This window comes from Stenotrophomonas sp. STEN046 (assembly GCF_056759755.1).
Genome location: NZ_JBRRDR010000020.1, coordinates 40,593 through 63,481, shown reverse-complemented (window position 1 = coordinate 63,481; position 22,889 = coordinate 40,593). Strand labels below are relative to the sequence as shown.

Annotated in this window: 22 protein-coding genes; 5 read left to right on the top strand and 17 right to left on the bottom strand. The window is 63.7% G+C overall.

Features of this window, described 5'->3' with window-relative positions; all coding sequences use genetic code 11:
• Positions 1 to 305 precede the first annotated feature (305 nt).
• Together ACVOLJ_RS11480 and ACVOLJ_RS11475 are read left to right on the top strand one after the other, a co-directional pair.
• Positions 306 to 1,322, top strand: a complete 1,017-nt coding sequence (locus tag ACVOLJ_RS11480; RefSeq protein WP_475281044.1) for a class 1 fructose-bisphosphatase — start codon at positions 306 to 308, stop codon at positions 1,320 to 1,322.
• Between the two features lie 108 nt (positions 1,323 to 1,430).
• Positions 1,431 to 2,141, top strand: a complete 711-nt coding sequence (locus ACVOLJ_RS11475; protein WP_475281043.1) for a 2OG-Fe(II) oxygenase — start codon at positions 1,431 to 1,433, stop codon at positions 2,139 to 2,141.
• Positions 2,142 to 2,188: 47 nt separating this feature from the next.
• On the opposite strand, the gene ACVOLJ_RS11470 is transcribed toward ACVOLJ_RS11475, so the two are convergent.
• From ACVOLJ_RS11470 to dnaA, 17 genes are all read right to left on the bottom strand, one after another.
• Complete coding sequence (locus tag ACVOLJ_RS11470) at positions 2,189 to 2,611, bottom strand: hypothetical protein (protein WP_481564160.1); 423 nt, start codon at positions 2,609 to 2,611, stop codon at positions 2,189 to 2,191.
• 151 nt (positions 2,612 to 2,762) lie between these two features.
• Positions 2,763 to 3,209: an RHS repeat-associated core domain-containing protein gene (locus tag ACVOLJ_RS11465; protein WP_481564159.1), complete on the bottom strand. Its 447-nt coding sequence runs from the start codon at positions 3,207 to 3,209 to the stop codon at positions 2,763 to 2,765.
• 35 nt (positions 3,210 to 3,244) lie between these two features.
• On the bottom strand, positions 3,245 to 4,357 hold the full coding sequence (locus ACVOLJ_RS11460; RefSeq protein ID WP_481564158.1) for a PA0069 family radical SAM protein: 1,113 nt from the start codon (positions 4,355 to 4,357) through the stop codon (positions 3,245 to 3,247).
• A gap of 304 nt (positions 4,358 to 4,661) precedes the next feature.
• On the bottom strand, positions 4,662 to 5,405 hold the full coding sequence (locus ACVOLJ_RS11455) for a pyridoxine 5'-phosphate synthase (protein WP_481564157.1): 744 nt from the start codon (positions 5,403 to 5,405) through the stop codon (positions 4,662 to 4,664).
• Positions 5,406 to 5,414: 9 nt separating this feature from the next.
• Positions 5,415 to 5,675 (bottom strand): hypothetical protein, encoded by a 261-nt coding sequence (locus tag ACVOLJ_RS11450; protein WP_475281039.1) that lies wholly within the window; start codon positions 5,673 to 5,675, stop codon positions 5,415 to 5,417.
• Positions 5,676 to 5,715: 40 nt separating this feature from the next.
• Entirely contained in the window at positions 5,716 to 7,176 is a 1,461-nt protein-coding gene (gene cls / locus ACVOLJ_RS11445; protein ID WP_481564156.1) for a cardiolipin synthase, read from the bottom strand.
• Positions 7,177 to 7,330: 154 nt separating this feature from the next.
• Positions 7,331 to 7,744, bottom strand: a complete 414-nt coding sequence (locus tag ACVOLJ_RS11440) for an ExbD/TolR family protein (protein WP_025875547.1) — start codon at positions 7,742 to 7,744, stop codon at positions 7,331 to 7,333.
• 3 nt (positions 7,745 to 7,747) lie between these two features.
• Entirely contained in the window at positions 7,748 to 8,173 is a 426-nt protein-coding gene (locus ACVOLJ_RS11435; RefSeq protein WP_033832642.1) for an ExbD/TolR family protein, read from the bottom strand.
• Between the two features lie 60 nt (positions 8,174 to 8,233).
• Complete coding sequence (gene exbB / locus ACVOLJ_RS11430) at positions 8,234 to 8,995, bottom strand: TonB-system energizer ExbB (protein ID WP_093820368.1); 762 nt, start codon at positions 8,993 to 8,995, stop codon at positions 8,234 to 8,236.
• Positions 8,996 to 9,089: 94 nt separating this feature from the next.
• The gene (locus ACVOLJ_RS11425; protein ID WP_475281037.1) at positions 9,090 to 9,758 is read right to left on the bottom strand and encodes an energy transducer TonB; all 669 of its coding nucleotides are present in this window, start codon (positions 9,756 to 9,758) and stop codon (positions 9,090 to 9,092) included.
• Positions 9,759 to 9,901: 143 nt separating this feature from the next.
• Entirely contained in the window at positions 9,902 to 11,089 is a 1,188-nt protein-coding gene (locus ACVOLJ_RS11420; RefSeq protein ID WP_475281036.1) for a tetratricopeptide repeat protein, read from the bottom strand.
• 131 nt (positions 11,090 to 11,220) lie between these two features.
• Complete coding sequence (locus tag ACVOLJ_RS11415) at positions 11,221 to 12,027, bottom strand: M48 family metallopeptidase (protein WP_475281035.1); 807 nt, start codon at positions 12,025 to 12,027, stop codon at positions 11,221 to 11,223.
• A 71-nt stretch (positions 12,028 to 12,098) separates the two neighbouring features.
• Entirely contained in the window at positions 12,099 to 12,944 is an 846-nt protein-coding gene (locus tag ACVOLJ_RS11410; RefSeq protein WP_475281034.1) for a lysostaphin resistance A-like protein, read from the bottom strand.
• Positions 12,945 to 13,011: 67 nt separating this feature from the next.
• On the bottom strand, positions 13,012 to 15,471 hold the full coding sequence (gene gyrB, locus ACVOLJ_RS11405; RefSeq protein WP_475281033.1) for a DNA topoisomerase (ATP-hydrolyzing) subunit B: 2,460 nt from the start codon (positions 15,469 to 15,471) through the stop codon (positions 13,012 to 13,014).
• Positions 15,472 to 15,583: 112 nt separating this feature from the next.
• Positions 15,584 to 16,678, bottom strand: a complete 1,095-nt coding sequence (recF, locus tag ACVOLJ_RS11400; RefSeq protein WP_481564155.1) for a DNA replication/repair protein RecF — start codon at positions 16,676 to 16,678, stop codon at positions 15,584 to 15,586.
• Positions 16,679 to 17,569: 891 nt separating this feature from the next.
• Positions 17,570 to 18,670 carry a DNA polymerase III subunit beta gene (gene dnaN / locus ACVOLJ_RS11395; protein ID WP_475281031.1) on the bottom strand — a complete coding sequence of 367 codons (1,101 nt, stop codon included), beginning with the start codon at positions 18,668 to 18,670 and terminating at the stop codon, positions 17,570 to 17,572.
• Between the two features lie 276 nt (positions 18,671 to 18,946).
• Positions 18,947 to 20,278, bottom strand: coding sequence for a chromosomal replication initiator protein DnaA (gene dnaA, locus ACVOLJ_RS11390; RefSeq protein WP_475281030.1), 1,332 nt, complete (start codon positions 20,276 to 20,278; stop codon positions 18,947 to 18,949).
• A gap of 254 nt (positions 20,279 to 20,532) precedes the next feature.
• Between dnaA and rpmH the strand changes: the two genes are divergently transcribed.
• The 3 genes from rpmH to yidC are packed head-to-tail and all read left to right on the top strand — an operon-like array spanning position 20,533 to position 22,888.
• Positions 20,533 to 20,673, top strand: a complete 141-nt coding sequence (gene rpmH / locus ACVOLJ_RS11385; protein WP_006404565.1) for a 50S ribosomal protein L34 — start codon at positions 20,533 to 20,535, stop codon at positions 20,671 to 20,673.
• Positions 20,674 to 20,678: 5 nt separating this feature from the next.
• The gene (gene rnpA, locus ACVOLJ_RS11380) at positions 20,679 to 21,173 is read left to right on the top strand and encodes a ribonuclease P protein component (protein WP_475281029.1); all 495 of its coding nucleotides are present in this window, start codon (positions 20,679 to 20,681) and stop codon (positions 21,171 to 21,173) included.
• The gene (yidC, locus tag ACVOLJ_RS11375; protein WP_475281028.1) at positions 21,173 to 22,888 is read left to right on the top strand and encodes a membrane protein insertase YidC; all 1,716 of its coding nucleotides are present in this window, start codon (positions 21,173 to 21,175) and stop codon (positions 22,886 to 22,888) included. Before rnpA ends, yidC begins: the two co-directional genes overlap by 1 nt.
• The last annotated feature ends 1 nt before the right edge of the window (position 22,889 follow it).

Genomic DNA, 22,889 nt, shown 5'->3' with positions numbered 1-22,889 from the left:
AAAGGCGCCTTTGTTTTTGCTTCTGCCTCTGCCTTTGCCACACCCTCCGCGCTCGCGGCCAACCCTGAAGCGCAGGGCGAGGCACACCGTGGCCAGGACCGTGAGGCGCATGGATGCGCCGACCGAGCCCCCATGGACGGGTTTACGGCGTGTCCTGGCCACGGTGTGCCTCGCCCTGCGCCTCCATGAAGGAAGGCGCCACGAGCGCAATGCATCTGGAAACGATTACGCCTTCCCGCGCTCACGCACGCCCCCGCGAGACGGGCGACAATAGGCGTTTTCCCGTTGCCGAGACCTGCCCGCCCATGTCCCGTACCTCGCTGACCCGCTTCCTGATCCAGCAGCAGCACGCCGGCCGCATCAACGCCGACCTGCGCCAGCTGATCGCGGTCGTCGCCCGCGCCTGCACCAGCATCTCCATCGCCGTCAGCAAGGGTGCCCTCGGTGGCGTGCTTGGCGACGCCGGCACCGGCAACGTGCAGGGCGAAGCGCAGAAGAAGCTGGATGTCATCAGCAACGAGATCCTGCTGGAAGCAAACGCCTGGGGCGGCCATCTCGCCGCTTGTGCTTCGGAAGAAATGGACCACAGCCAGCCGGTGCCGGACATCTACCCGCGCGGTGATTTCCTGCTGCTGTTCGATCCCCTCGATGGCAGCTCCAACATCGACGTCAACGTTTCCGTCGGCACCATCTTCTCGGTGCTGCGCTGCCCGACCAACGTCGAGCTGCCGGGCGATGATGCCTTCCTGCAGCCGGGCAGCAAGCAGATCGCTGCGGGCTACTGCATCTACGGTCCCAGCACGCAACTGGTGCTGACCGTCGGTCACGGCACCCACGCCTTCACCCTCGATCGCGAAACCGGCGAGTTCGTGCTGACCACCGAGAACATGCAGATTCCGGCGGCCACCCAGGAATTTGCCATCAACATGTCCAACCAGCGGCACTGGGAAGCACCGATGCAGGGCTATGTGGAAGATCTGCTGGCCGGCAAGGAAGGCCCGCGTGGCAAGAACTTCAACATGCGCTGGATCGCCAGCATGGTGGCCGACGTGCATCGCATCCTGACCCGCGGCGGCATCTTCATCTACCCGTGGGACAAGAAGGAACCGGGCAAGGCCGGCAAGCTGCGCCTGATGTACGAAGCGAACCCCATGGGACTGCTGGTGGAGCAGGCCGGCGGCGCTGCCTGGACCGGTCGCGAGCGCATCACCGACATCCAGCCCGACCAGCTGCACCAGCGCGTGCCGGTGTTCCTCGGGTCGCGCGAGGAAGTTGCCGAAGCGGTGCGTTATCACCAGGAGCATGACGCGAAGAGCGTCTGACTTCGGCCATCCCTACAGCGGTCATGGCAGATCGATGACATGACCGCCGGGTGACAGCAGCGGCGGCAAACGGCACCATCAAGCCCTTGCCGCCGAAGGAATGCACGCATGCACGAGCCGGGCCCGGTCGATTTCATCGAGGTCATCCACAACGCCGTCCCCAGCGAGGTATGCGCGGCGATCGTCGATCGCATGCGTACCAGCCAGGGCCTGCGGCCCGGTGCGGTGGGCAGTGGTGTGTTCCCGGAACTCAAGCACAGCAAGGATCTGCGCATCAGCGGCCTGGATGGGTGGCAGGATGTGGATCAACAGCTGCAGCAGGCGGTTTTCGCCGGTCTGCAGACTTATCTACGCCGTTATCCACAGGCATTGATCGCGCCGCTGATGTTGCAGATCCAGGACAGCAACGGCCAGCCACGACGCCTGTCGGCCGAGGATTTCCCCGACATGGCGCCGGAACAGCTGGCCGATCTGGCCCGCACCTGCCTGCGCCCCGGCGCGATCAACCTGCAGTGGTATGCAGCAGGCGAGGGCGGTTATCCGTACTGGCACTGCGAGCTGTACCCGAAGGATGCGCAGGCCGAGACCCTGCACCGGCACGTGCTGTGGACGCTGTACCTCAACGACGACTTCGACGAAGGCGAAACCGAGTTCCTGTTCCAGGGCCGCAAGATCGCACCGCGCACCGGCAGCCTGTTGATCGCCCCGACCGCGTTCACCCACACCCATCGTGGCAACCGGCCGCAGGGCGGCGACAAGTTCATCGCGACCAGCTGGATCCTGTTCCAGAGCGCGCAGCAATTATTCCGAGGCAGCTGATCGCCGCGACCTGCATCGTCGACGTCGACCGTGCGATCGCCGCCCGGCTAGCTCCCCGGCAAATCCATCAACAGGTTGCGACAGAGATTGTTCATATCCCCGCGCTGGACGCAGAACGTGTCCAGATGCATGGCATCGACCTGCTGCTGGGTCAGCTGACCATTGCGCTGCTTCTGCGCTATCGCGGCGATGAACGAGTAGGCCTCGTAGCTACCTCCCCGATCTTCAATGACGGCCTTCAACTCCAGGAGATAGGCCAGGTCCTGCTTTGCCAACTCGTCTTCGATGGAAAGGGATGGGGGGTGAACCTTCATAGCGCCAAAGAACACCCTGGTCTTCTCGTCATCCGGAAGTGAAGTGAAACTCCCGTTGCCGGCATCGGCCGCCTCGTACTTCAAATATGCCGAGACATCGGGATCGCGCGTGGCCACGCACGCGGAGAACGCGATGCATAGAAGGACAAGGAACATGCACCTGCTAGTTAACACAATCACAGGGACTGACTCCTGATTTTTTGAGTTCACGCTCGATCATGCTGCCCATGGTGTATGCATCCCTCTCGAAAGAGATGTTCCTGTACGCGGTATCGTGATTCTCTCCCCTCATGATCCTTCCGGTTTCTTACCCGATCGGATCACTCTGCACATATCGTCCGATACTCGCGTCATAGTCGCGGAAGCCGTTGTACCAGAGTCCGCTTTCCACATCGTAGTACTGGCCCGGGAAGCCAATGTTCAACCCTCCGATCTCATCCTTCTGGACGCTACGCCCGTAGGCGTAGTTGTACGCCTTCCAGACGGTCTGCTGGCTCGGGCTGGTGACGAACTCCGGGCGACCAAGATGATCGGTATGCACATAATTGTGCTGCCCACTGCGAGCGAGCCCAACCAGTTCACCTTCAAACCAGAAGTAATTGGTCCACACGCTGTTGTTCAGCTCAGTCATGAGCTGGTTCTGGCCGGCGTAGAAGTAGCGGCTGTTGGTACTTTGGTTGATCTTCGCAACGCCCTGCCCTTGAGCATTGAGCACGTAGTCAGTCGTCGTGCCACCGATGTTGCTGCGGCTCATGCGATTGAAGGCGTCTCCGTACGCCCCGGAACTTCCTAGAACAGCGAGCCCTGCGGCGTCTCCACCTTCGGCGGCAGCGGTTTCTGGAACCGGCTGCAGTCCAGCGCCGGCCAGTGGCTGTTCTGCGCATTGAAGCCGAGGCGCTTGCGCGCCAGCTTGAAGCGGTTGTTCAATAGGTCCGCATATACACCCTGGCCACGCATGCGCGTGCCGAACTGGCTGTCGTAGTCCTTGCCGCCGCGCAGCTGCTGGATGGTGCTCATCACGTGTGCGGCGCGATCCGGATGATGGGTATCGAGCCAGTCGCGGAACAACGGCGCCACTTCCAGCGGCAGGCGCAGCAGCACGTAGCCTGCGGTGCTGGCGCCGGCGTCGTGTGCGGCCTCCAGCACCGCTTCCAGTTCGCTGTCGTTGATCCACGGAATCACCGGCGCCACCATCACCCCCACCGGGATGCCGGCCTCGTGCAGGCGCTTCATCGCGCGCAGTCGCGCATGTGGCGCCGACGCACGTGGTTCCAGCTTGGCTGACAGGTGCGGGTCCAGCGAGGTCACCGAGAAGTGCACGCTGACCAGGTTCTCTGCGGCCAGCGGCGCGAGCAGGTCGATGTCGCGCTCGACCAGCGCATTCTTGGTGATCAGCGAGAACGGGTGCTTGGTCTCCAGCATCACTTCGATCAGCTGGCGGGTCAGCTTGAACTTGCGCTCGATCGGCTGGTACGCATCGGTGTTGATGCCCAGCGCGATCGGCTGCGGCACGTAGCCCGGCTTCGACAGTTCCTTGCGCAGCAACTGCGGCGCGTTGGTCTTGGCGAACAGCTTGGTTTCGAAATCCAGCCCCGGCGACAGGTTCAGGTAGGCATGCGACGGGCGGGCGAAGCAGTACGAGCAGCCGTGTTCGCAGCCCCGATACGGATTCACCGATTGGCTGAAGCCGACGTCCGGCGAGGTGTTGCGGCTGATGATGCTGCGGGCGGTCTCCGCCCGTACTTCGGTGCGCAGGCGCGGGGCGAGGAACTCCTCGCTGTCGTCCACTGCCCAGCCGTCGTCCACCGCCTCGCTGACGGTGCTTTCGAAACGCCCCGCAAGATGGGATGTGGAACCCCGGCCCTTGATGGCGGCCTGGGCGTTGCGAGCGGGGTGCTGCATGTTGCCCTCCGGCCGTTACGGGATATTAGTATTATTGCTAACCACAGGCAGCGCAAGCGGCCAGGATTCACGTAGCTGTAGGCGCGCAGGCGCATGTGGCGACACGTTGACCCCAGACTTGTCCACAGGGTCGTCTGGCTTTTGACCGGGCGCGCGCCATCGCCGCGGCAGGCCAGCATGGGCCACGGGTGTCTCAGCAGCTGCGATGGGGAGATCGGCTAGGGGGGCGCTTGCCAGGCCGGCATACGGGGGGACCTGCCGCACGTGCTCCGGCTTCAATCTGCCGAGGAAGTCCCATGCACTGCTACAGCAGTGCCAGGTAGCCGCGCACTGTGGCGTCCAGCCCGTCGTACAGCGCCTCACCGATCAGCGCGTGACCGATCGACACTTCCAGCACCTCCGGCACGGCGGCCAGGAAGTCGCGCAGGTTGTCCTGCGACAGATCATGGCCGGCATTCACGCCCAGGCCCACGGCCTGCGCCCGGCGTGCAGCGGTGGCGAACAGCGCCAGCATCGCCGCGGCGTCGCCGGCCGCATGGGCCTCGGCATACGGGCCGGTGTACAGCTCGATGCGGTCCGCGCCAACGTCGGCCGCCTGCTCCAGCAGAGGGTTGCCAGCATCGACGAACAGGCTCACCCGGCAGCCCAGCGCCTTCAGTTCTGCAACCAGCGGACGCAACCGCTGCGCATCACGCTCGAAATCGAAGCCATGGTCGGAGGTGATCTGGCCATCACCGTCGGGCACCAGCGTGGCCTGCGCCGGCCGCGTCTGTGCACACAACGGCAGCAGCCCGGGGTAACCCTCACGCGGCGGCGCGAACGGGTTGCCTTCGATGTTGAACTCGACGCCACGCGCGCGCGTCAGCGTGGACAGGGCCAGCACGTCTTCGGCGGTGATGTGGCGGCGGTCGGGCCGCGGGTGCACGGTGATGCCATGCGCGCCGGCGTCCAGGCAGGCCTGGGCGGCACGCACCACGTCCGGTTCGGCACCGCCGCGCGAGTTGCGCAGGACGGCGATCTTGTTGACGTTGACGCTGAGCTGGGTCATGGAACGGTACTACTGGGAATGAGAGGGAGGATCGTTGATATCGGCCGGCGGGACCGCGGGCCGTTCGCGCAGGCGGCGCAGTTCGTCGCTGTCCACCAGTGTCGCCGGATCACGCTGAAGATCGCCAAAGCGCGCCACATAGCGGCCGCGAACCCAGGCCAGAAGCAGGGCCAGTGCAGCCAGCAGGGCCAACGACATCAGGCCCATGTTCGGCGTTTTCAGGGCGAAGGCGAAGCAGCCCAGCGCCAGCAGCAGGTACAGCCAGTACATTGTCAGTCTCCCCGGGCCACGGCCGCAGTGTAGCGCTGCCTCACAACAGCGGCGAGGCCAATCGCGCAAAGGCTTCGGGCAGCCGGTGCAGCCACAGCGAGCGCCCCGCCTGGTCGTTTACCCGGGTGGCCCTTTCGAACTCGGACTGCAGCAAGGCGGACAGTTCGGCCACCCGGTCACGATCACTGATCATCATCGACAGCTCGAAATTGAGCCTGAAGCTGCGATGGTCGAAGTTCGCGCTGCCGACAATGCAGACATCGTCATCGGCGATGAAGGCCTTGGTATGCAGCATGCGCGGGCCGTACTCGTAGATCTTCACGCCAGCATGCAGCAACTCGTCGAAGTACGAGCGCGCCGCCTGGGTAACGAACCACGAATCGCTCATCTTCGGCACCAGCAGGCGCACATCCAGGCCGCCCAGGGCGGCCGAGGTCAGCGCCATCCGCGCTGCCTCGCCGGGAACGAAGTAGGGCGTGACCAGCCAGACCCGCTCACGCGCTTCCTGGATCGCGGCAACGTGCAGCCGATGGATGGTCTCCCAGCCCGAATCCGGGCCGGACACCAGGACCTGTGCATCGATCGCGCCGTCGCTGCGCAGGGCCATGTCACTCGGCCACAAGCGGGCGATGTCGAACCGCGAATGGTCCTGGCCACTGGCATACAGCCAGTCTTCGGCGAACACCAGCTGCAGGCTGCGCACCACATGCCCGCGCAGGCGCATGTGCAGATCGCGGTAGGCATCCGGGTTGCGGCTTTCATCTTCGTCATCGGTGATGTTGATGCCGCCGGTAAAGGCCAGCCGGCCATCGACGATCACCAGCTTGCGGTGCGTACGCAGGTTCAACCAGGGTCGCTTGAACGGCTTCAACAGTTGCCGCGGATGGAACCAGATCGCTTCGCCACCGGCGTCCAGCAGTGGCTGCAGGAAGCGCTGGCGCACCGCCGAGGAGCCGACCGCATCCAGCAGCAGGCGCACCTGCACACCGGCCCGTGCACGCTCGACCAACGCATCACGCAGGGCAGTGCCCGCATGATCGGGATTGAAGATGTAGTACTCCAGATGCAGGTGGTCGCGCGCCTGCGCCACCGCTTCGAGCAGTGCGGCATACGTGGTTGCGCCATCGACCAGCCAGGTGACTTCGGTGGCCGTGCTCGGCGCCAGTCCGGTCGTTGCCTGGGCGATCTTGGCCAGCTCGGTGCAGTCGGCGTCCGGCGGGCAGACATCGCTGTAATGCTCCATGCCCGAGCGCGCACGGCCCCGGCGCAGCCGCTGCCGTTTTACTTTCTGCGGACCCAGCAGGTAATAGATGAAGAGCCCGAGGTAGGGCAGCAGGGCGAGCGACAGGATCCAGCTCAGCGTGGCCACCGGCTCGCGCTTCTGCAGCATGATCCAGCCGGTCAGCGCGAGCAGGTACAGCAGATAGGCCACCGCCAGGATCGTTCCCAGGTGGGCGATGCCATCCAGCCAATGGCGCACGGAATCGAAGAGGGCGAGCATCCGCCGATCATAGCGGGCCCGTGCGATCTGCGTTGGGGATTGCGGGGACATCCACGCGTGGCGTGGATCTACAGGCCGTGGCCACAAAAAAGACGCCCCTGTTTCCAGGGGCGTCTGCAGTCGCGTCATGACTGTTGTATTGCGGTGTAGCGATTTACTGCTGCACGAAGCCGATCTTCTTCATCTGAGCATTCTTCGCGGCGGCCAGAACCTTGGCCATCACGTCGTACTCGGAATCCGGGCTGGCATCGATCCGCAGTTCCGGCTGGTTGGTCGGGTCACGCTGGACCTCCTGCTCCATCCGCTGCTGCAGTTCGTGCGTGCCAATCGGGCTGTTGTTCCACGAGACCTGGTTGCTGGCGTCGATCTTCAATTCGATCGGCGGCGGCGGTTCGACCAGCTGCGGCGGTGGGTTGAGCACACGCTGCGGCAGGTCCACGGCGATCGGGTACGTCATGATCGGCGCGGTGACGATGAAGATGATCAGCAGCACCAGCATCACGTCCACGAGGGGCGTGACGTTGATGTCTGCCATGGGGCCTTTGCCACCACCACTACTGAATGCCATGGCTTATTGCCCCTTCTCTTTGGTCGCCACGAAGCCGACGTCCAGCATGCCCTGTTCCTGCGCGACCTTGGTCATCTCGTTGATGACACGCATCTTGGTGGTGCGGTCACCACGCAGGTTCAACGGCGGCTGCGGGGTCTGCTGGGCGGCGGTCGCCAAGCGCGACTCGAGGGTCTGCTTGTCGATCTTCTCGTCGTTCCAGTAGATCGAACCGTCTTCCTTGACTGCCAGGGTGATGGGACCCTTGCGGTCGTTGGTGTCGTCCGGCTTCTGGACCAGGTTGGCCTCCGGCAGATCCACCTTGACCTTGTGGGACATCAGCGGCGCCGTGATGATGAAGATGATCAGCAGCACCAGCATCACGTCCACGAGGGGCGTAACGTTGATGTCGGCCATGGGGCCGCCGCTGTTACCACTACTGAAAGCCATAACGGGCTCCGTCTAGATCTTGGTGACTACTTACTTCGTCGCAGGTACAGCGCGTCGCAATTAGCGGACGCGCGAACCGGTGGCGAAGAAGTCATGCAGGTCGTGCGCGAAGGTATCGAACTTGCTGATGGTCGCGCTGTTGATCTTGCTGAAGAAGTTGAAGGCGAACACGGCCGGGATCGCGACGAACAGACCGATGGCGGTCATGATCAGTGCTTCACCCACCGGGCCGGCAACGGCGTCGATCGAAGCGGAGCCGGTAGCACCGATCTTGATCAGCGCGCCGTAGATGCCCCACACGGTACCCAGCAGACCGACGAACGGAGCGGTTGCACCGACGGTGGCCAGCAGGGTCATGCCCGACTGCAGCTTGTTGCTTTCGCGGGTCACGGCCTGACGCAGGGCGCGGTCGACGAACTCCGAACGGCTCAGGTTCTCACCGACGCCGCCAGCAGCACCGCCTTCAGCGCGCTGGTGGTGGGCAGCAGCCTGTGCAGCGTCCAGTGCGATCTTGGAGAAGGGCTCCGAAGCCGGCTGCTCTTCCATGGCACGGATGGCGTCCTGCGCGTTCGGGGTATCCCAGAACAGGCTGACGACACGGTCAGCGGCGCTCTTCAGGCGGGTAGCGCGGAAGATGTTGATGACGGTCCAGTACCAGGACATGGCCGACATTACGACCAGGGTCAGCAGCACGACCCAGGAAACCGCGAAATCACCCGGCTTGGTGGTCATTTCGTGGATCAGATGCTCGAAGCCCATCTGCGACAGGGCGTTGGACGGATTGCCCCCGGCAGCAGCGGCGATGAAAATTTCCTGCAGCATGACGCTTACCTTTGTTGTGTGTGGTGATAAAGGGTGTAGCTAAGCTAAACAATCGAACCGGGGGCGAGGGCGGCCGGGCGGCCGCCCGGGCGCATCAGTTCAGTGCAAAGTTGACCGGGACGCGGACGCGGCCAGCAGCCTTCTTACCGCCAGCTTCGGCGGCGTTGAAACGCCACTTCCGGGCAGCTTCCATCGCAGCACGGTCCAGGTCGCGGTTACGGCTGGACTTTTCCACCGTGACATTGGTGACGTTGCCGCTGGCATCGACATCAATGATCAGGATCACTTCGCCCTGGATACCAGCGCGGAAGGCGGCCGGCGGATAGCGCGGCGGATTCATGGCCTTCGACGAGATGTCCACGCTGGCCTCGATCGAGGTCGGCGGAGCCGGCGGCGACGGCGGCGACGGCGGGGTGACGATATCGTTCGGGCGCGGTTCCGGCACGTCGACGACCGGCGCCTGCGGCGGCGGCGGGACGGGCGACGGCTTCGGCGGCGACAGATTCTTCACCGGCGGCGGCGGCGTGTCCGTCGGCGGCGGCGGCGGCGGCGGCGGTGGCGGCGGCGGCGGTGCGTCGACGATGGTCACCATGACGTTACGCTCCTTCTCCGCAACGGCCTTGGGGGCCACGGCGGGGATCAGGAGCATCATGAAGGCGGCCAGATGCAGGGCGATTACAAACGCGATACCAACGATGCGAGGCCAGCTCAGCCCCGAGTCATCGGGTTGTTCGTACCGGTGAACGACTAGTTGTTCCGTCATGCGCCAAGAGCTCAATAGTGGGGCCGGAATCCCGGGGGCGGGATCCCTGATCAGCGGTGCATGACACCGCAGGAACCTCCAAGCTTATACCAATCCTGAGCGCCTGCGCATCAACTGAGCAGGCATTCAGGCGTTATTCCTACTTACTTCAGGTTGATGATTTTCTTGGCATCCGCCTGGTTCTTCACGCCCTTCGCCAGCGCCTGCTGGGCGGCCTGCTTGGCCTCCGGGACACGACCTTCACTGTGCAAAACGCGTGCCAGATTCAGGTAGGTCTCACCGTCCTTGGAGAGCGGGGCGGCCTTCTGCCACGCATCGATCGCCTGCGGCACCTGGTCGGAATAGTAGTAGGACTGGGCCAGCGCCAGGTAGACCTGGTAGTCCGGCTTCAGGATGCCCTTCTGCAATCCCTCGTTGATGACCGCGATGACGTCCTTTTCCTTGTTCTCGGTGTTGGCGTAGATCGAGTACAGCTGCTTGTACTCACGCTCTTCGGTGAGCTGGCCGCTGCTGCGCAGCTTGTCCATCACCGCGGCGGCCTTCGGCATCTGGTCGGCCTGCATGTACATGTTGGCCAGGTTCAGCTGCGCTTTCTTGTCGTTGGGGTTCTTGGCGGCCAGTGCCTCGGCAGCCTGCACGGCCTCACCGGTCTGGCCGGCTTCGGACAGCGCGGCCATCAGCAGCTGGTTCCAGTTGTCCTTGGGCTCGGTGGCGCCGGCGATGGCCTGCTTCAGCACCGGGATCGCTTCCTGGTAGCGCTCCAGCTGGTACAGCGCCTGGCCCTTGATGATCAGCTCTTCGGGCTTGGTCGACTTGCTCTCGGCGAAGTACTTGTCCAGGGTCGCCAGGCCTTCGGCGGTCTTGTCTTCCTGGATCTCCAGCTGGCCCAGCATCAGCATCGACTGGAAGTGGCCGTTGTTGTCCAGGCCGTTGAATTGCAGCACCTGCTTCAGGTACGCGATCGCGGCGGCGGTGTCGTCGGTCTGGTAGGCGGCCTGCGAGGCCAGCTGCGCAGCGAGCGACTTGTCGTACTCGTTGGCGCCTTCGTTGGCCAGGATCTCGTCGGCCAGCGTGCGGGTCTCCGGGAACTTTTCCTTGTTGTAGCTGTCAATCATCTTCTGCAGCTTGCTGCCCAGCTTGGCCGACGACTTCGCTGCCGGTTCCTGGCGGGTCGCGTTCGGGAACAGCGCTTCGGCCTTGGCCTGCTTGCCACCGCGGTTGCCACGCTCGGACGAACGCGAGGACTGCGCGAACGCGTCGGTGACCACAGCGCCGGTCAGGGCAGTGGCGATGAGGACGGAAAGCACAGCTTTGTGGTTACGGAAAATCATCGTTCACCTCGATCGAACCGCCGGTAGCGGCAAAGTCGGACTGTCAGAAAAATCTGAGCCGCCAAACGTATCAGAAACTTATGGCGTGAGAAATCGTTTTATGTGCTGCAATACAGCATGAATATGCGCACTCAGCCACACTTTGGCCGGCGTCCGGCCGCCTGGGCCTGCTGGTAGACGGGGCCGAGAGCGGGTACATCGCGCTGCAACTCCCTGATCCGATTGGCTGGATCGGGGTGGGTGGAGAGCCATTGCGGACTGCGCCCGCCACTGGCGGACATCATGTTCTGCCACAGATCGACGGCCTGCGCCGGATTGAATCCAGCCTCGGCCATCAGCCGCTGACCGATCACGTCGGCCTCGCTTTCCTGGGTACGCGAGCCAGGCAGCAGGAACGCGGTCTGCGCGCCCATGCCGCCCAGTTGGTTCACGGTGCTGGCCGCGCCTTCGCCACCGTAGGCGCCGGCCAGAGCGCCCAGCACCGCCAGCCCGGTCTGCGCCCCCATCTGCCGGGTGATGCGCTCCTCGTGGTGGCGAGCGATGACGTGGCCGATCTCATGGCCGATCACGGCAGCGAGCTGGTCCTGGTTCTTGGCGACGCTGAAGATGCCGGTGTTCACACCGACCTTGCCGCCGGGCAGGGCAAATGCGTTGGGCTCCTTGTCGACGAATACGGCCGTCTCCCACCGTACGCCACGGTACTGAGGAGGCAGCTGTGCGACCAGCGCATTGACCACGCATTGCACGTAGCCGTTCTGGCGGCCGTCGCTGCTGATCTTTTCCTTCTGCTTGGTTTCGGCGAAGGCCTGCGCGCCCAGCTGGTCCAGCTGTGCCTGTGACACCCCACCCACCATCTGCCGACGGCCGGTGGGGGACGTCGTGGTCGCGCAGGCGCTGACCAGCGTGGTGATGACAATGGCCAACAGCAGATGTTTCATGGACCCACCCCCGTGTTCAGATGCCCAGTGTGTAACGGCCCTGCTTAATCTTTCGTCAAGCGGGCAATGCCTTACGTTGCCCCGAAAAACACCAGCGCGGCAAGCGCCACCGCATTGTTGAGCGCATGTGCGGCGATGGCCGCCCACAGGGTTCCGGTGCGGCGGTACAGCCAGCAGAAGGCCGCGCCCATGCCGCCGTAAACCAGCCACAACTGGGCGATTTCGGCCGGGCCGTTGGCGCTGGTGCCGGGAATTTCATGGATGAGGGCAAATGCCAGGCTGCTGAGGATCATGCCCAACCATGGCCGGCCGGCCTGCCACAGGCGCCCGAACAGCACGCGCCGGAACAGCAGTTCCTCGTAGGCGGGCGCCAGCACCACGGCAAACAGCGTCAGGAACAGCGGAAAACGCGAGACCGCGTTCTGCATCAGTTCCAGATTGGTCGGCACCGGCTCGATGCCGAACTGTCTGGCCAGGAAAGCGATGCCATTGCTGCCCAGTACGATCAGCGTCGCCACCAGCAGGGTCCAACCCCAGGTCGACGGGCAACGCAGCGCGTCGCGCGAGCGCTGCCGTTCGACGGCATCGGCGGGGCGTCGCCAGAAATACACCAGCAGCGCTGCGCCACCGGTAGCGACCAGCGCCATCAGGATCTGCCCGAGTGCGCCGGGTTGGCCGACCTGTTGCATGGCGGCGGCGGCATCAGGCGTTGCGCCGCCGGATTGGGCGCTGGCGTAGCCCACCATCACGGCGCGATAGAGCCCCCAGACCACCCCACCCAGCAGGCTCAGACCGAGCAGGGTGATGATCGCGATACCCATGTCGATGAAGAAACCCGCCAACGGCGAGGAGGCGCGGGGCGCGGCGGTTGCCGGCGGAACCGGCGGCGGGGCGGAAACCGGGGCGGAAGCGGACATCGATTACCTGCGATAAAGGGACCAAAGCCGGCGCGCCTCCCCGCGCACCGGCCCTGCTTGGATTGTGTCAGATATCCAGGTTGGCGACCTTCAGCGCGTTGTCCTCGATGAAGTCGCGACGCGGCTCGACGACGTCGCCCATCAAGGTGCTGAAGATCTGGTCCGCAGCCACGGCATCTTCGATGCGTACCTGCAGCAGGCGACGGGTCTCCGGATTGACGGTGGTATCCCACAACTGTTCCGGGTTCATTTCACCCAGGCCCTTGAATCGCTGGATCTGGCGACCGCGCTTGGCTTCGTCCAGCAGCCAGTTGCGGGCCTGTGCGAACGACTCGACTTCAATCGACTTGGCGCCGCGGGTGATGACGGCGCCTTCGCGCACCAGGCCGTGCAGCAGCTGCGCGGCCTGGTGGATGCCACGCAGTTCGCCACTCTCGAGTGCCGCCAGCGGCAGTACCTGGATGTGCTGCTCGCCCATGTGGCTGCGGGTCACCAGCACGGCAGCAGGGCGCTGCTCGTTGGGTTCCTGCAGTTCAAGGGTGAAACGGGCACTGCCCAGGTTGCCCTGGTTGAGCTGCCTGGCCAACGCATCCAGACCTTCGCCCGGACCTGCCTTGCGAAGGTTTTCCAGCTCCAGCGGCATGAAATCGACCAGCGCCTCGAGGAGGTTGCGGTCGTAGCGGTGGGTGTTGCGGTTGATGGTTTCCTGCGCGGCCGCGTAGACCAGCAGCAGCTTTTCCAGGGCCACGCCATCAATCGGCGGCTCGCCACCGGCCGGTACCAGCCCGGCATTTTCCACCGCGCTGCTGGCCAGGTAGCTGTCCAGTGCCGGATCGTCCTTCAGGTACAGCTCCTGCTTGCCCTGCTTGATCTTGTACAGCGGCGGCAGGCCGATGTAAACATAGCCGCGCTCGATCAGCTCCGGCATCTGACGGTAGAAGAACGTCAGCAGCAGGGTGCGGATGTGCGCGCCGTCCACGTCGGCGTCGGTCATGATGATGATCTTGTGGTAACGCAGCTTGTCCGGGTTGTACTCGTCGCGGCCGATACCAGTGCCCAGCGCGGTGATCAGCGTACCGACCTGGTCCGAGGCCAGCATGCGATCGAAACGTGCACGTTCCACGTTGAGGATCTTGCCGCGCAGCGGCAGCACCGCCTGGTTCTTGCGGTTGCGGCCCTGCTTGGCCGAGCCACCTGCAGAGTCACCCTCGACGATGAACAGTTCCGACAGCGCGGGATCCTTTTCCTGGCAGTCAGCCAGCTTGCCTGGCAGGCCGGCGATATCCAGCGCGCCCTTGCGGCGGGTCAGGTCGCGGGCCTTGCGCGCAGCTTCGCGGGCGCGGGCAGCATCGACGATTTTGCCGGCAATCGCCTTGGCTTCGTTCGGGTTCTCCTGCAGGAATTCTTCCAGGCGCGCACCGAAGGCGTTTTCCACGGCCGGGCGCACGTCCGAGCTGACCAGCTTTTCCTTGGTCTGGCTGGAGAAGCTCGGGTCAGGCACCTTCACCGAAAGCACGGCGATCATGCCTTCGCGCATGTCGTCGCCGGTCAGGTTGATCTTGGCCTGCTTGGCGATGCCGTTCTGCTCGATGTAGTTGTTGAGCACGCGGGTCAACGCACCACGGAAGCCGGCAAGGTGGGTACCGCCATCCTTCTGCGGAATGTTGTTGGTGAAGCAGTACATCGTCTCCTGGTAGGAGTCGGTCCACTGCAGCGCCACATCCACGACGATGTTGTTGTGCTCGCCGGTGACGGAAATCACGTTCGGGTGCAGCGGGGTCTTCAGCTGCGCCAGATGCTCGACGAAGCTGCGGATGCCGCCCTCGTAATGGAAGTCGTCGCGACGGCCCTCACCACGCTCGTCGGCCAGCACGATCTTGACGCCGGAGTTCAGGAACGAGAGCTCGCGCAGGCGGCGCGCCAGAATGTCGTAGTGGTATTCCACGTTGTCGTGGAACGCGACCGTGGACGGCCAGAAGCGCACGGTGGTACCGCGCTTGGTGGTGGCCTCCAGCTTCGCCAGCGGACTGACCGCGGCGCCGTTGCTGAATTCCTGCTGGTAATGGAAGCCGCCCTGGAACACGTCCACCAGCAGCTTCTGCGACAGCGCATTGACCACGCTGACACCCACGCCGTGCAGGCCGCCGGAAACCTTGTAGCTGTTGTCGTCGAACTTGCCGCCAGCGTGCAGCACGGTCATGACCACTTCGGCTGCGGAGACTTCGCGGCCGAGCTTTGCGCTCATCTGCTCGTGCTTGCCGGTCGGAATGCCGCGTCCGTTGTCCGATACCGAAACCGAGCCATCGGCGTGGATCGTTACCGACACGTTGTCGGCATGGCCGGCGAGGGCTTCGTCGATGGAGTTGTCCACCACCTCGAACACCATGTGGTGCAGACCGGTACCGTCATGGACGTCACCGATGTACATGCCTGGGCGCTTGCGGACAGCCTCCAGGCCTTCCAGGGCCGTAATGCTGTTGGCGTCGTAGTTGCCGTTGTTTGCCGGGGTGTTCTGTTCGTCGGTCATTGCGCTTGCCGTAGGCTCCGCAGGTCGGCCACCGCTTGCTGCGATGGACCGAGAATGAAGGGATAGCAGCCTGAATTATACCAGCCGGGGCTGATCGGCCTTGTCGGGTCCACTATGGCACAGCCACGATCTGTGCATGTTCCACGTGGAACCGGGTGATGCTGGACAAAGACGCCAGCGCGGACGGGGTTTCGGTTGCGGTAATGAATATCTGCGCCGGACCTGCCAGCAAACGCTGCAGAACGCGTGCCTGATGTGTGCGATCCAGCTCCGACGCGAGATCGTCCAGGGCAATGACCGGCCATTCGCCCCGTTGTTCGGCGTAATCCTCGGCCTGGGCCAACAGGCAGGCGAGGGCGGTCAGCTTGGCCTGGCCACGGGAAAGTGCGTCGCGGCCGGGAATGCTGTGGAACTCGACGCTCCAGTCCGCCCGATGCGGCCCCACCGAGGTGTAACCGGCCTGGCGGTCGCGTTCGCGCGCCAGCAGCAGTGCATCGGAAAGCGGCAGCTCGTGCCGACGCCAACCCGGGCTCAGGGTAAGGCCAAGAATGCCTAGCTGCGGAGCCAGTGTTTCGGCCAATGCGATGGTCCGCGACTGCAGGCGCTCCAGATAGTGCTGGCGTCGAGTAGTCAGTGGCTCGCCGGCCTCGGCAAGCTCGTGATCCCATGTGTCGAGCATCCGCGACGGTCCGCCCTGCTTGAGCAGCGCGTTCCGCTGCTTCAATGCCCGCGAGTAGCGTCGCCACAGGGACAGGAAGTCTGGTTCCACGTGGAACAGACCCCAATCCAGGAACCGGCGGCGTGGCTCACCACCTCCACTCACCAGCGCATGGCTGCCCGGCTCAAACGTGACCACCGCGAGGGCGGCGCACAGATTTCCGAGCTGGGCGACATCCTCACCGTCCAGACGTCCCTTCCACTCATGTCCACTGTGGCGCAGACCCGCCTTTCGCCGCTGCGAAGGCAGATCGCCGCGCTGTTCGTCCCATTCCACGAAGATGTCCAGCGCCTGCTGGCCCTGCCGCACCAATCCATCGCGAACACGGCCGCGGAAGCTGCGTCCGTAGGCCATCAGATGCAGCGCCTCGAGCACGCTGGTCTTGCCGGCGCCGTTGTCGCCGGTCAGCAGATTCAATCCTGGCTGCGGCAACAGCTCCACGGCATCGAAACGACGCAACTGGTGCAGGGCAAGACGACGAATCTGCATGGGAGACGGCGGACCATCCGCGCAAGGCGGTAGAGGGGCAGGGAATCACCCAGCTTACTGCATCGGTCAAGTCCGACGCCGCAGCGCCGGCGTGGGCTCCATTCGAGCACGTCAATCCGGCACTGGCCGTTCCACGTGGTGGAAGCACTGGCGCGGCTCGCCTCGGATCGGAGGTCAGATCGGGGCGGAAATCGTTGAAATCGGGGGCGGGGAGGTGCATCGAAACAGCCAGATTTGAAGAATCTGCAGACCCGTACAGTCGCCGAATCAACTGGCGACAGCCTCCCTCCGCGCGGTTCGATGAAAATTTCCTTGAAATCTGGCAGCTGTCCCTCTGCTGTGTTCCACAGAATTGAAGAAATTCAATGTGATCGTTTCACGCGGTGCACAGTTGGGCTGTATGACTTATGCACAGCCTGTGGGCGGATTGTGGATAAAAAGGCAGGTTTTCCACACCTGAAAAACTATCCACAGCTTCCCACCCAGGCTGAGAGGCTCATATACAGGGGGTTTCACCCCTATAAAGTAGATATTAATCAATAAGATAGGGTAGTTTTCCACGAAATCTGGCTCTACCATCACCACCAAGCTTTTGATTTATACCCAGATTTAGAAGCTAGGGACGGGCCACATCCAGACGAACCGGGCCTGTGGACAGTGCCGTCAGCAGGAGCGAAGGGATAGGCCATGCAGACATCGCTTCAGCCGCGAATCGCGACCAACGCTTCCGGCACGGCATGCGAGGCTGAGTCCGGCGCAAGCGAGTGCCCGGTGAGAAGCACGGCTGGAAGATGTCATGCATGGACCGCCTGTACGCAATGCTCCACGTGGAACAAAAAAAAAACGCCCGGTTTCATCCGGGCGTTCTATGTTCCACGTGGAACTGACGTGTCAGAGACGAAGCGGCATCACGACGTGACGCGACTTCTCGCTGCTGGATTCACGCACCAGCGCCGAAGAGTTCGAATCGCGCAGCTGGATGATGACGTCCTCATCGCGAAGGGCAGACAGCGCGTCCAGCAGGTAGTTCACGTTGAAGCCGATTGCCAGGTCGCTGACGGTGGTGTCCGCCTCGATTTCTTCCTGGGCTTCTTCCTGCTCCGGGTTATGCGCGCTGATCTTCAGGTTGCCCGGCGAAACTTCCACGCGGATGCCGCGGTACTTCTCGTTGGACAGGATCGCCGCACGCTGCAACGACGCACGCAACGATTCACGGTTCACCTTCACTTCGCGATCGGCACCGATCGGGATCACCGCTTCGTAATCCGGGAAACGGCCGTCAATCAGCTTCGAGGTGAAGGTGACATCGTCGCGCTTGACGCGGACATGGCTGCGGCCGACTTCCAGCTCGATCTCGCGATCACCGCTCTCCAGCAGACGCTGCAGTTCGGTCACGCCCTTGCGGGGAACGATGATCTGGCGCTTGGAACCGCTCGGCTTGGCCAGATCGGTTTCGCACAGTGCCAGGCGGTGGCCGTCGGTGGCGACGGTACGCAGTGCATCACCGCGCAGGTCGAACAACAGCCCGTTGAGGTAGTAGCGCACGTCCTGCTGGGCCATCGCGAACGCGGTGCGCTCGATCAGTTCCTTCAGCGTGGCTTCGCCGATCGCGACGCGCTCGGTGGCTTCCACTTCGTCCACCGACGGGAAGTCGTTGGGGGGAAGGGTGGCCAGGGTGAAGCGGCTGCGGCCTGCCTGCACCGTGATCTTGTCACCGGTCTGCGAGACGGTGATCCGGCTGCCGTCAGGCAGGGCGCGGATGATCTCGAACAGCTTGCGGGCGGGGATGGTGGTTTCGCCGTCCTGGGCATCTTCTACCGCGATCCGCGACACCATCTCCACTTCCAGGTCGGTACCGGTCAGCGACAGCTGGCCGTTCTGCACCTGCACCAGGAAATTGGCCAGAACCGGAAGGGTCTGGCGGCGTTCGACCACGTTGACGACCTGTGCCAACGGCTTGAGAAAGGCTTCGCGCTGCAGTGTGAAACGCATGTGGTTCCGTGCCCCTATGCTTTAAAAAGATGTGGAATAAATCAAAAGCTTGGTGGTGCTGGTAGAGCCAGAATCGCTGGAAAACACAGCTAAGTCTTTGTAATAAAAGAGGTTTCAGGCTTCGAAACCCTCTGCATTACCAGCCCCCAAGGGGTGGGGAAAGCTGTGGATAAATTTACCGCGAAATCAGACGGCATTCTTATCCACACCCTGTCCCGCGCTTGCTACCGGATTCTGCACCGTTTTATGCGATGACGCCTTATCGGCGCACGTGCATCATTCGCTCAGCTTCCGGATCAGCTTGTCCCAGTCCTCGCGGAGCTTGCCGTCGGCTTCCATCAGGGTGCGGATCTGCCGGCAGGCATGCAGCACCGTGGTGTGATCACGACCGGCAAATGCGTCGCCGATCTCAGGCAGGCTGTGCTCGGTCAGCTCCTTGGTCAGGGCCATGGCGACCTGGCGCGGACGAGCCAGCGAACGGGTACGACGCTTGGACAGCAGATCCTTGATCTGCAGGCCGTAGTAGTCGGCAACGGTTTTCTGGATGTTGGGAATGCTGATCGCCTGCTGCTGGGCGCGAAGCAGGTCGCGCAGGGTTTCCTGGGCGAATTCAGTGGTGATCGCGCGGCCGGTGAAATTGGCGCGGGCGGTCAGGGTATTCAGCGCGCCCTCGAGGTCGCGCACGTTGGAGCGCATCTTCTTGGCGATCAGGAACGCAACATCATCGGGAATCTCGGCACCTCGCTCGCGGGCCTTGGCCAGCACGATCGCTGCGCGGGTCTCGAAGTCCGGCGGTTCGATCGCCACCGACAGGCCCCAGGCGAGCCGCGACTTCAGGCGCGCTTCCAGGCCTTCGACTTCGCGCGGATAGCGGTCGCAGGTCAGGATGATCTGCTGTTTGCCATCGAACAGGGCGTTGAAGGTGTGGAAGAACTCTTCCTGGGTGCGGTCCTTGCCAGCGAAGAACTGGATGTCATCGATCAGCAGCGCGTCGACCTGCTGGAACTGGCGCTTGAACTGATCCATGGTCTTTTCCTGCAAGGCCCGGATCATCGCGCTGAAGAACTGCTCCGAACGCAGGTACAGGACCTTCGCGCCGGGATTGGCCTGACGCATGGCGTTGCCGGCGGCGAACATCAGGTGGGTCTTGCCCAGGCCGGTGCCCCCGTACAGCAGCAGCGGATTGTGCGCGCGGTCGCCCGGCTTCTGCGCTGCCTGGAACGCCGCTGCAAGACCCAGCTGGTTGCTGCGGCCTTCAACGAAGTTGGCAAAGGTGTAGTGATTGTCCAGGTTGCCGGCGAAGGGCACCTGCGGCTGCACCGGGGCCTGCGCCGACGGGCTCGAAACGGCCGCGATCTGTGCCTCCACGGGCCGCGGGCGGGAGCCGATTTCAAGAAATACGTCGCCGAAACCGGCGAAGTGGGTGACCAGCTCGCGGATGCGCGGCAGGTACAGCTCGCGCACCTGATCGACGATGAAGGCATTGGGTGCATACAACACCAGGCTGTCAGCGCGCAGATCGGCCTGCAGCGGCTTCAACCAGGTATGAACATCCTCAGGCGGGAACTCCGCTTCGAGACGCTCGAGACTACGGGACCAGGCATCCATCAGCAATAATCATCCGGTGACCGATGCATAGGCGCGAAAAGGCGCCCAAACACAGGCCTGAAAGGGGGGAAATGGATGGCTCAGACTACCACCGAGCGCCCGCCTTCGGAATGCTTGTCCCCTACTTATTCACAAAAACATCCACAGCTATTGCACAGGCCGGTGAATTGGCGTAGCTGACAGGGGTTGACGTAGGGGGGTAGACCTCTCTAAAATTTCCGGTTCTTTCCGTCCCATTCATACGAGAGGCCCACATGGCCACCAAGCGCACCTTCCAGCCCAGCAACCTCAAGCGTAAGCGCGACCACGGCTTCCGTGCCCGTATGAAGACCGCTGACGGCCGCAAGATCCTGTCGCGTCGCCGCGCCAAGGGCCGCAAAGTCCTGAGCGCCTGATTGCCATGCCGCATCCAGCGGCAGACGCAATCCATTCGACAGTGAATACTGCAGACCCGCGCAAGCGATTCCCTCGCTCTGCGCGGGTTCGCACGCGTGCCGAATATTCAACGGTCTTCAACGGCGCCCGCCGTGTGTCCGAACCGCTGATGACCCTTCACTGGCTGCCGGTTGACCGGCCGGCCAGGTTGGGTCTGGCGGTGTCCCGCAAGGTCGATCCTCACGCCGTTGGGCGTAACCGGATCAAGCGCGTCCTGCGCGATGCCCTGCGTCAGACACGAACCGATATACAGCCAGGCGACTTCGTCGTCGTGGCTCGTAGTGCTGCGCGTAACGCCAGCAACGACGATATCCGCCAGGCCTTCCTGCGCCTGTTGCGGCGCCTGCGCGCATTGCCCGCGCCGGGCGTGGACGGCACAATGCCGCCGCCTGATGGCATTGCCATTTCCTCCATCACCGAGCCGGCACCGCGTCCCGGCCCCGCTGAGCCTGCCTGCTGATGAACCAGACCCGTGTTTTCCTGATCTTTGCCTGGCTGATGGTGGCCGTGCTGCTGTGGATGGAGTGGAGCCGAGAGAAGTCCGCCCCGACCCCGGCGCCGACGACCAGCTCGGCCCCGGCCGCCGCACAGAGTGTGCCGGGCGCTGCCCCGGGCAGCATTCCCAGCGCGCAGGTCCCCGGTGCCCCGGGCCAGGTCGCCGCACAGGCCCAGGCCAGCGCGACGCCGTCTGCACAGCGCGTGACCATCACCACCGACGTGCTGCGCCTGCAGCTCGACGGCGGCCGGGTGCTGGATGCCGAGCTGCTGCAGTTCCCGCAGAGCAAGGACGAGGGCAGCCCGCCGGTGCGCCTGCTGACCGAAGATCCCGCGCATCCGTACAGCGCGATCAGCGGTTGGGCCAGCGAAGACAAGAACACCCCGGTGCCGGGTGCCGACGGCTTCAAGCTGGTCGGTGACACCCGCGACTTCGTGCTGGCCAAGGGCCAGGACGAGCTGCAGATCCCGTTCGTGTGGACCGCCGACAACGGCGTGACCATCAAGCGCACCCTGATCGTGGGCCGCAACGAGTATGCGATCCGCTTCAAGGACGAGGTCAGCAACGCTGGTGCCGCGCCGTGGAACGGCTACGTCTACCGCACGCTGGACCGCACCCCGACGATCCTGTCGCGGAGCATGACCAACCCGGATTCGTTCAGCTTCAACGGTGCCACCTGGTACGACAACGACAAGAAGTACCAGCGTCGTGCGTTCAAGGATTACCTGGACGATGGCGCGCTGAACCAGAACATCACCGGCGGTTGGCTGGCGATGCTGCAGCACCACTTCTTCACCGCCTGGATCCCGCAGAAGGACCAGACCGCGCACTACGTGCTGTCGCAGGTGGCTGGCCGTGACCTGATCGAGGCGCGCGGCCCGGCCTTCACCGTGGCCCCGGGCCAGTCCACCAGCACCGAAGCGCGCCTGTGGGTGGGCCCGAAGCTGGTCAACCTGATTGCCAAGGAAGACGTGCCGGGCCTGGACCGCGTGGTCGACTACAGCCGCTTCTCGATGATGGCGGTGATCGGCCAGGGCCTGTTCTGGGTGCTCAACCAGGTGCACAAGCTGGTCGGCAACTGGGGCTGGGCCATCGTCGGCCTGGTGGTGCTGCTGAAGATCGTGCTGTACCCGCTGTCGGCGACGCAGTACAAGAGCGGCGCCAAGATGCGCCGGTTCCAGCCGCGCATCGCGCAGTTGAAGGAACGCTATGGCGATGATCGCCAGAAGTTCCAGACCGCGATGATGGAGCTGTACAAGAAGGAGAAGATCAATCCGATGGGCGGCTGCTTGCCGATCCTCATCCAGATGCCGATCTTCTTCGCCCTGTACTGGGTGCTGGTGGAATCGGTCGAGCTGCGCCAGGCGCCCTGGTTCGGCTGGATCCAGGATCTGACTGCACGCGACCCGTATTTCATCCTGCCGGTGATCAACGTGGCGGTGATGTGGTTCACCCAGAAGCTGACGCCGGCACCGGGCATGGACCCGATGCAGCAGAAGATGATGCAGTTCATGCCGCTGGTGTTCGGCGTCATGATGGCCTTCATGCCGTCCGGCCTGGTGCTGTACTGGGTGGTCAACGGTGGCCTGGGCCTGCTGCAGCAGTGGTGGATGACCAAGCGCCACGGCAGCGACCCGGTGCCGGCCACCGCCGCCACCGCACCTGCCAAGAAAAAGTAAT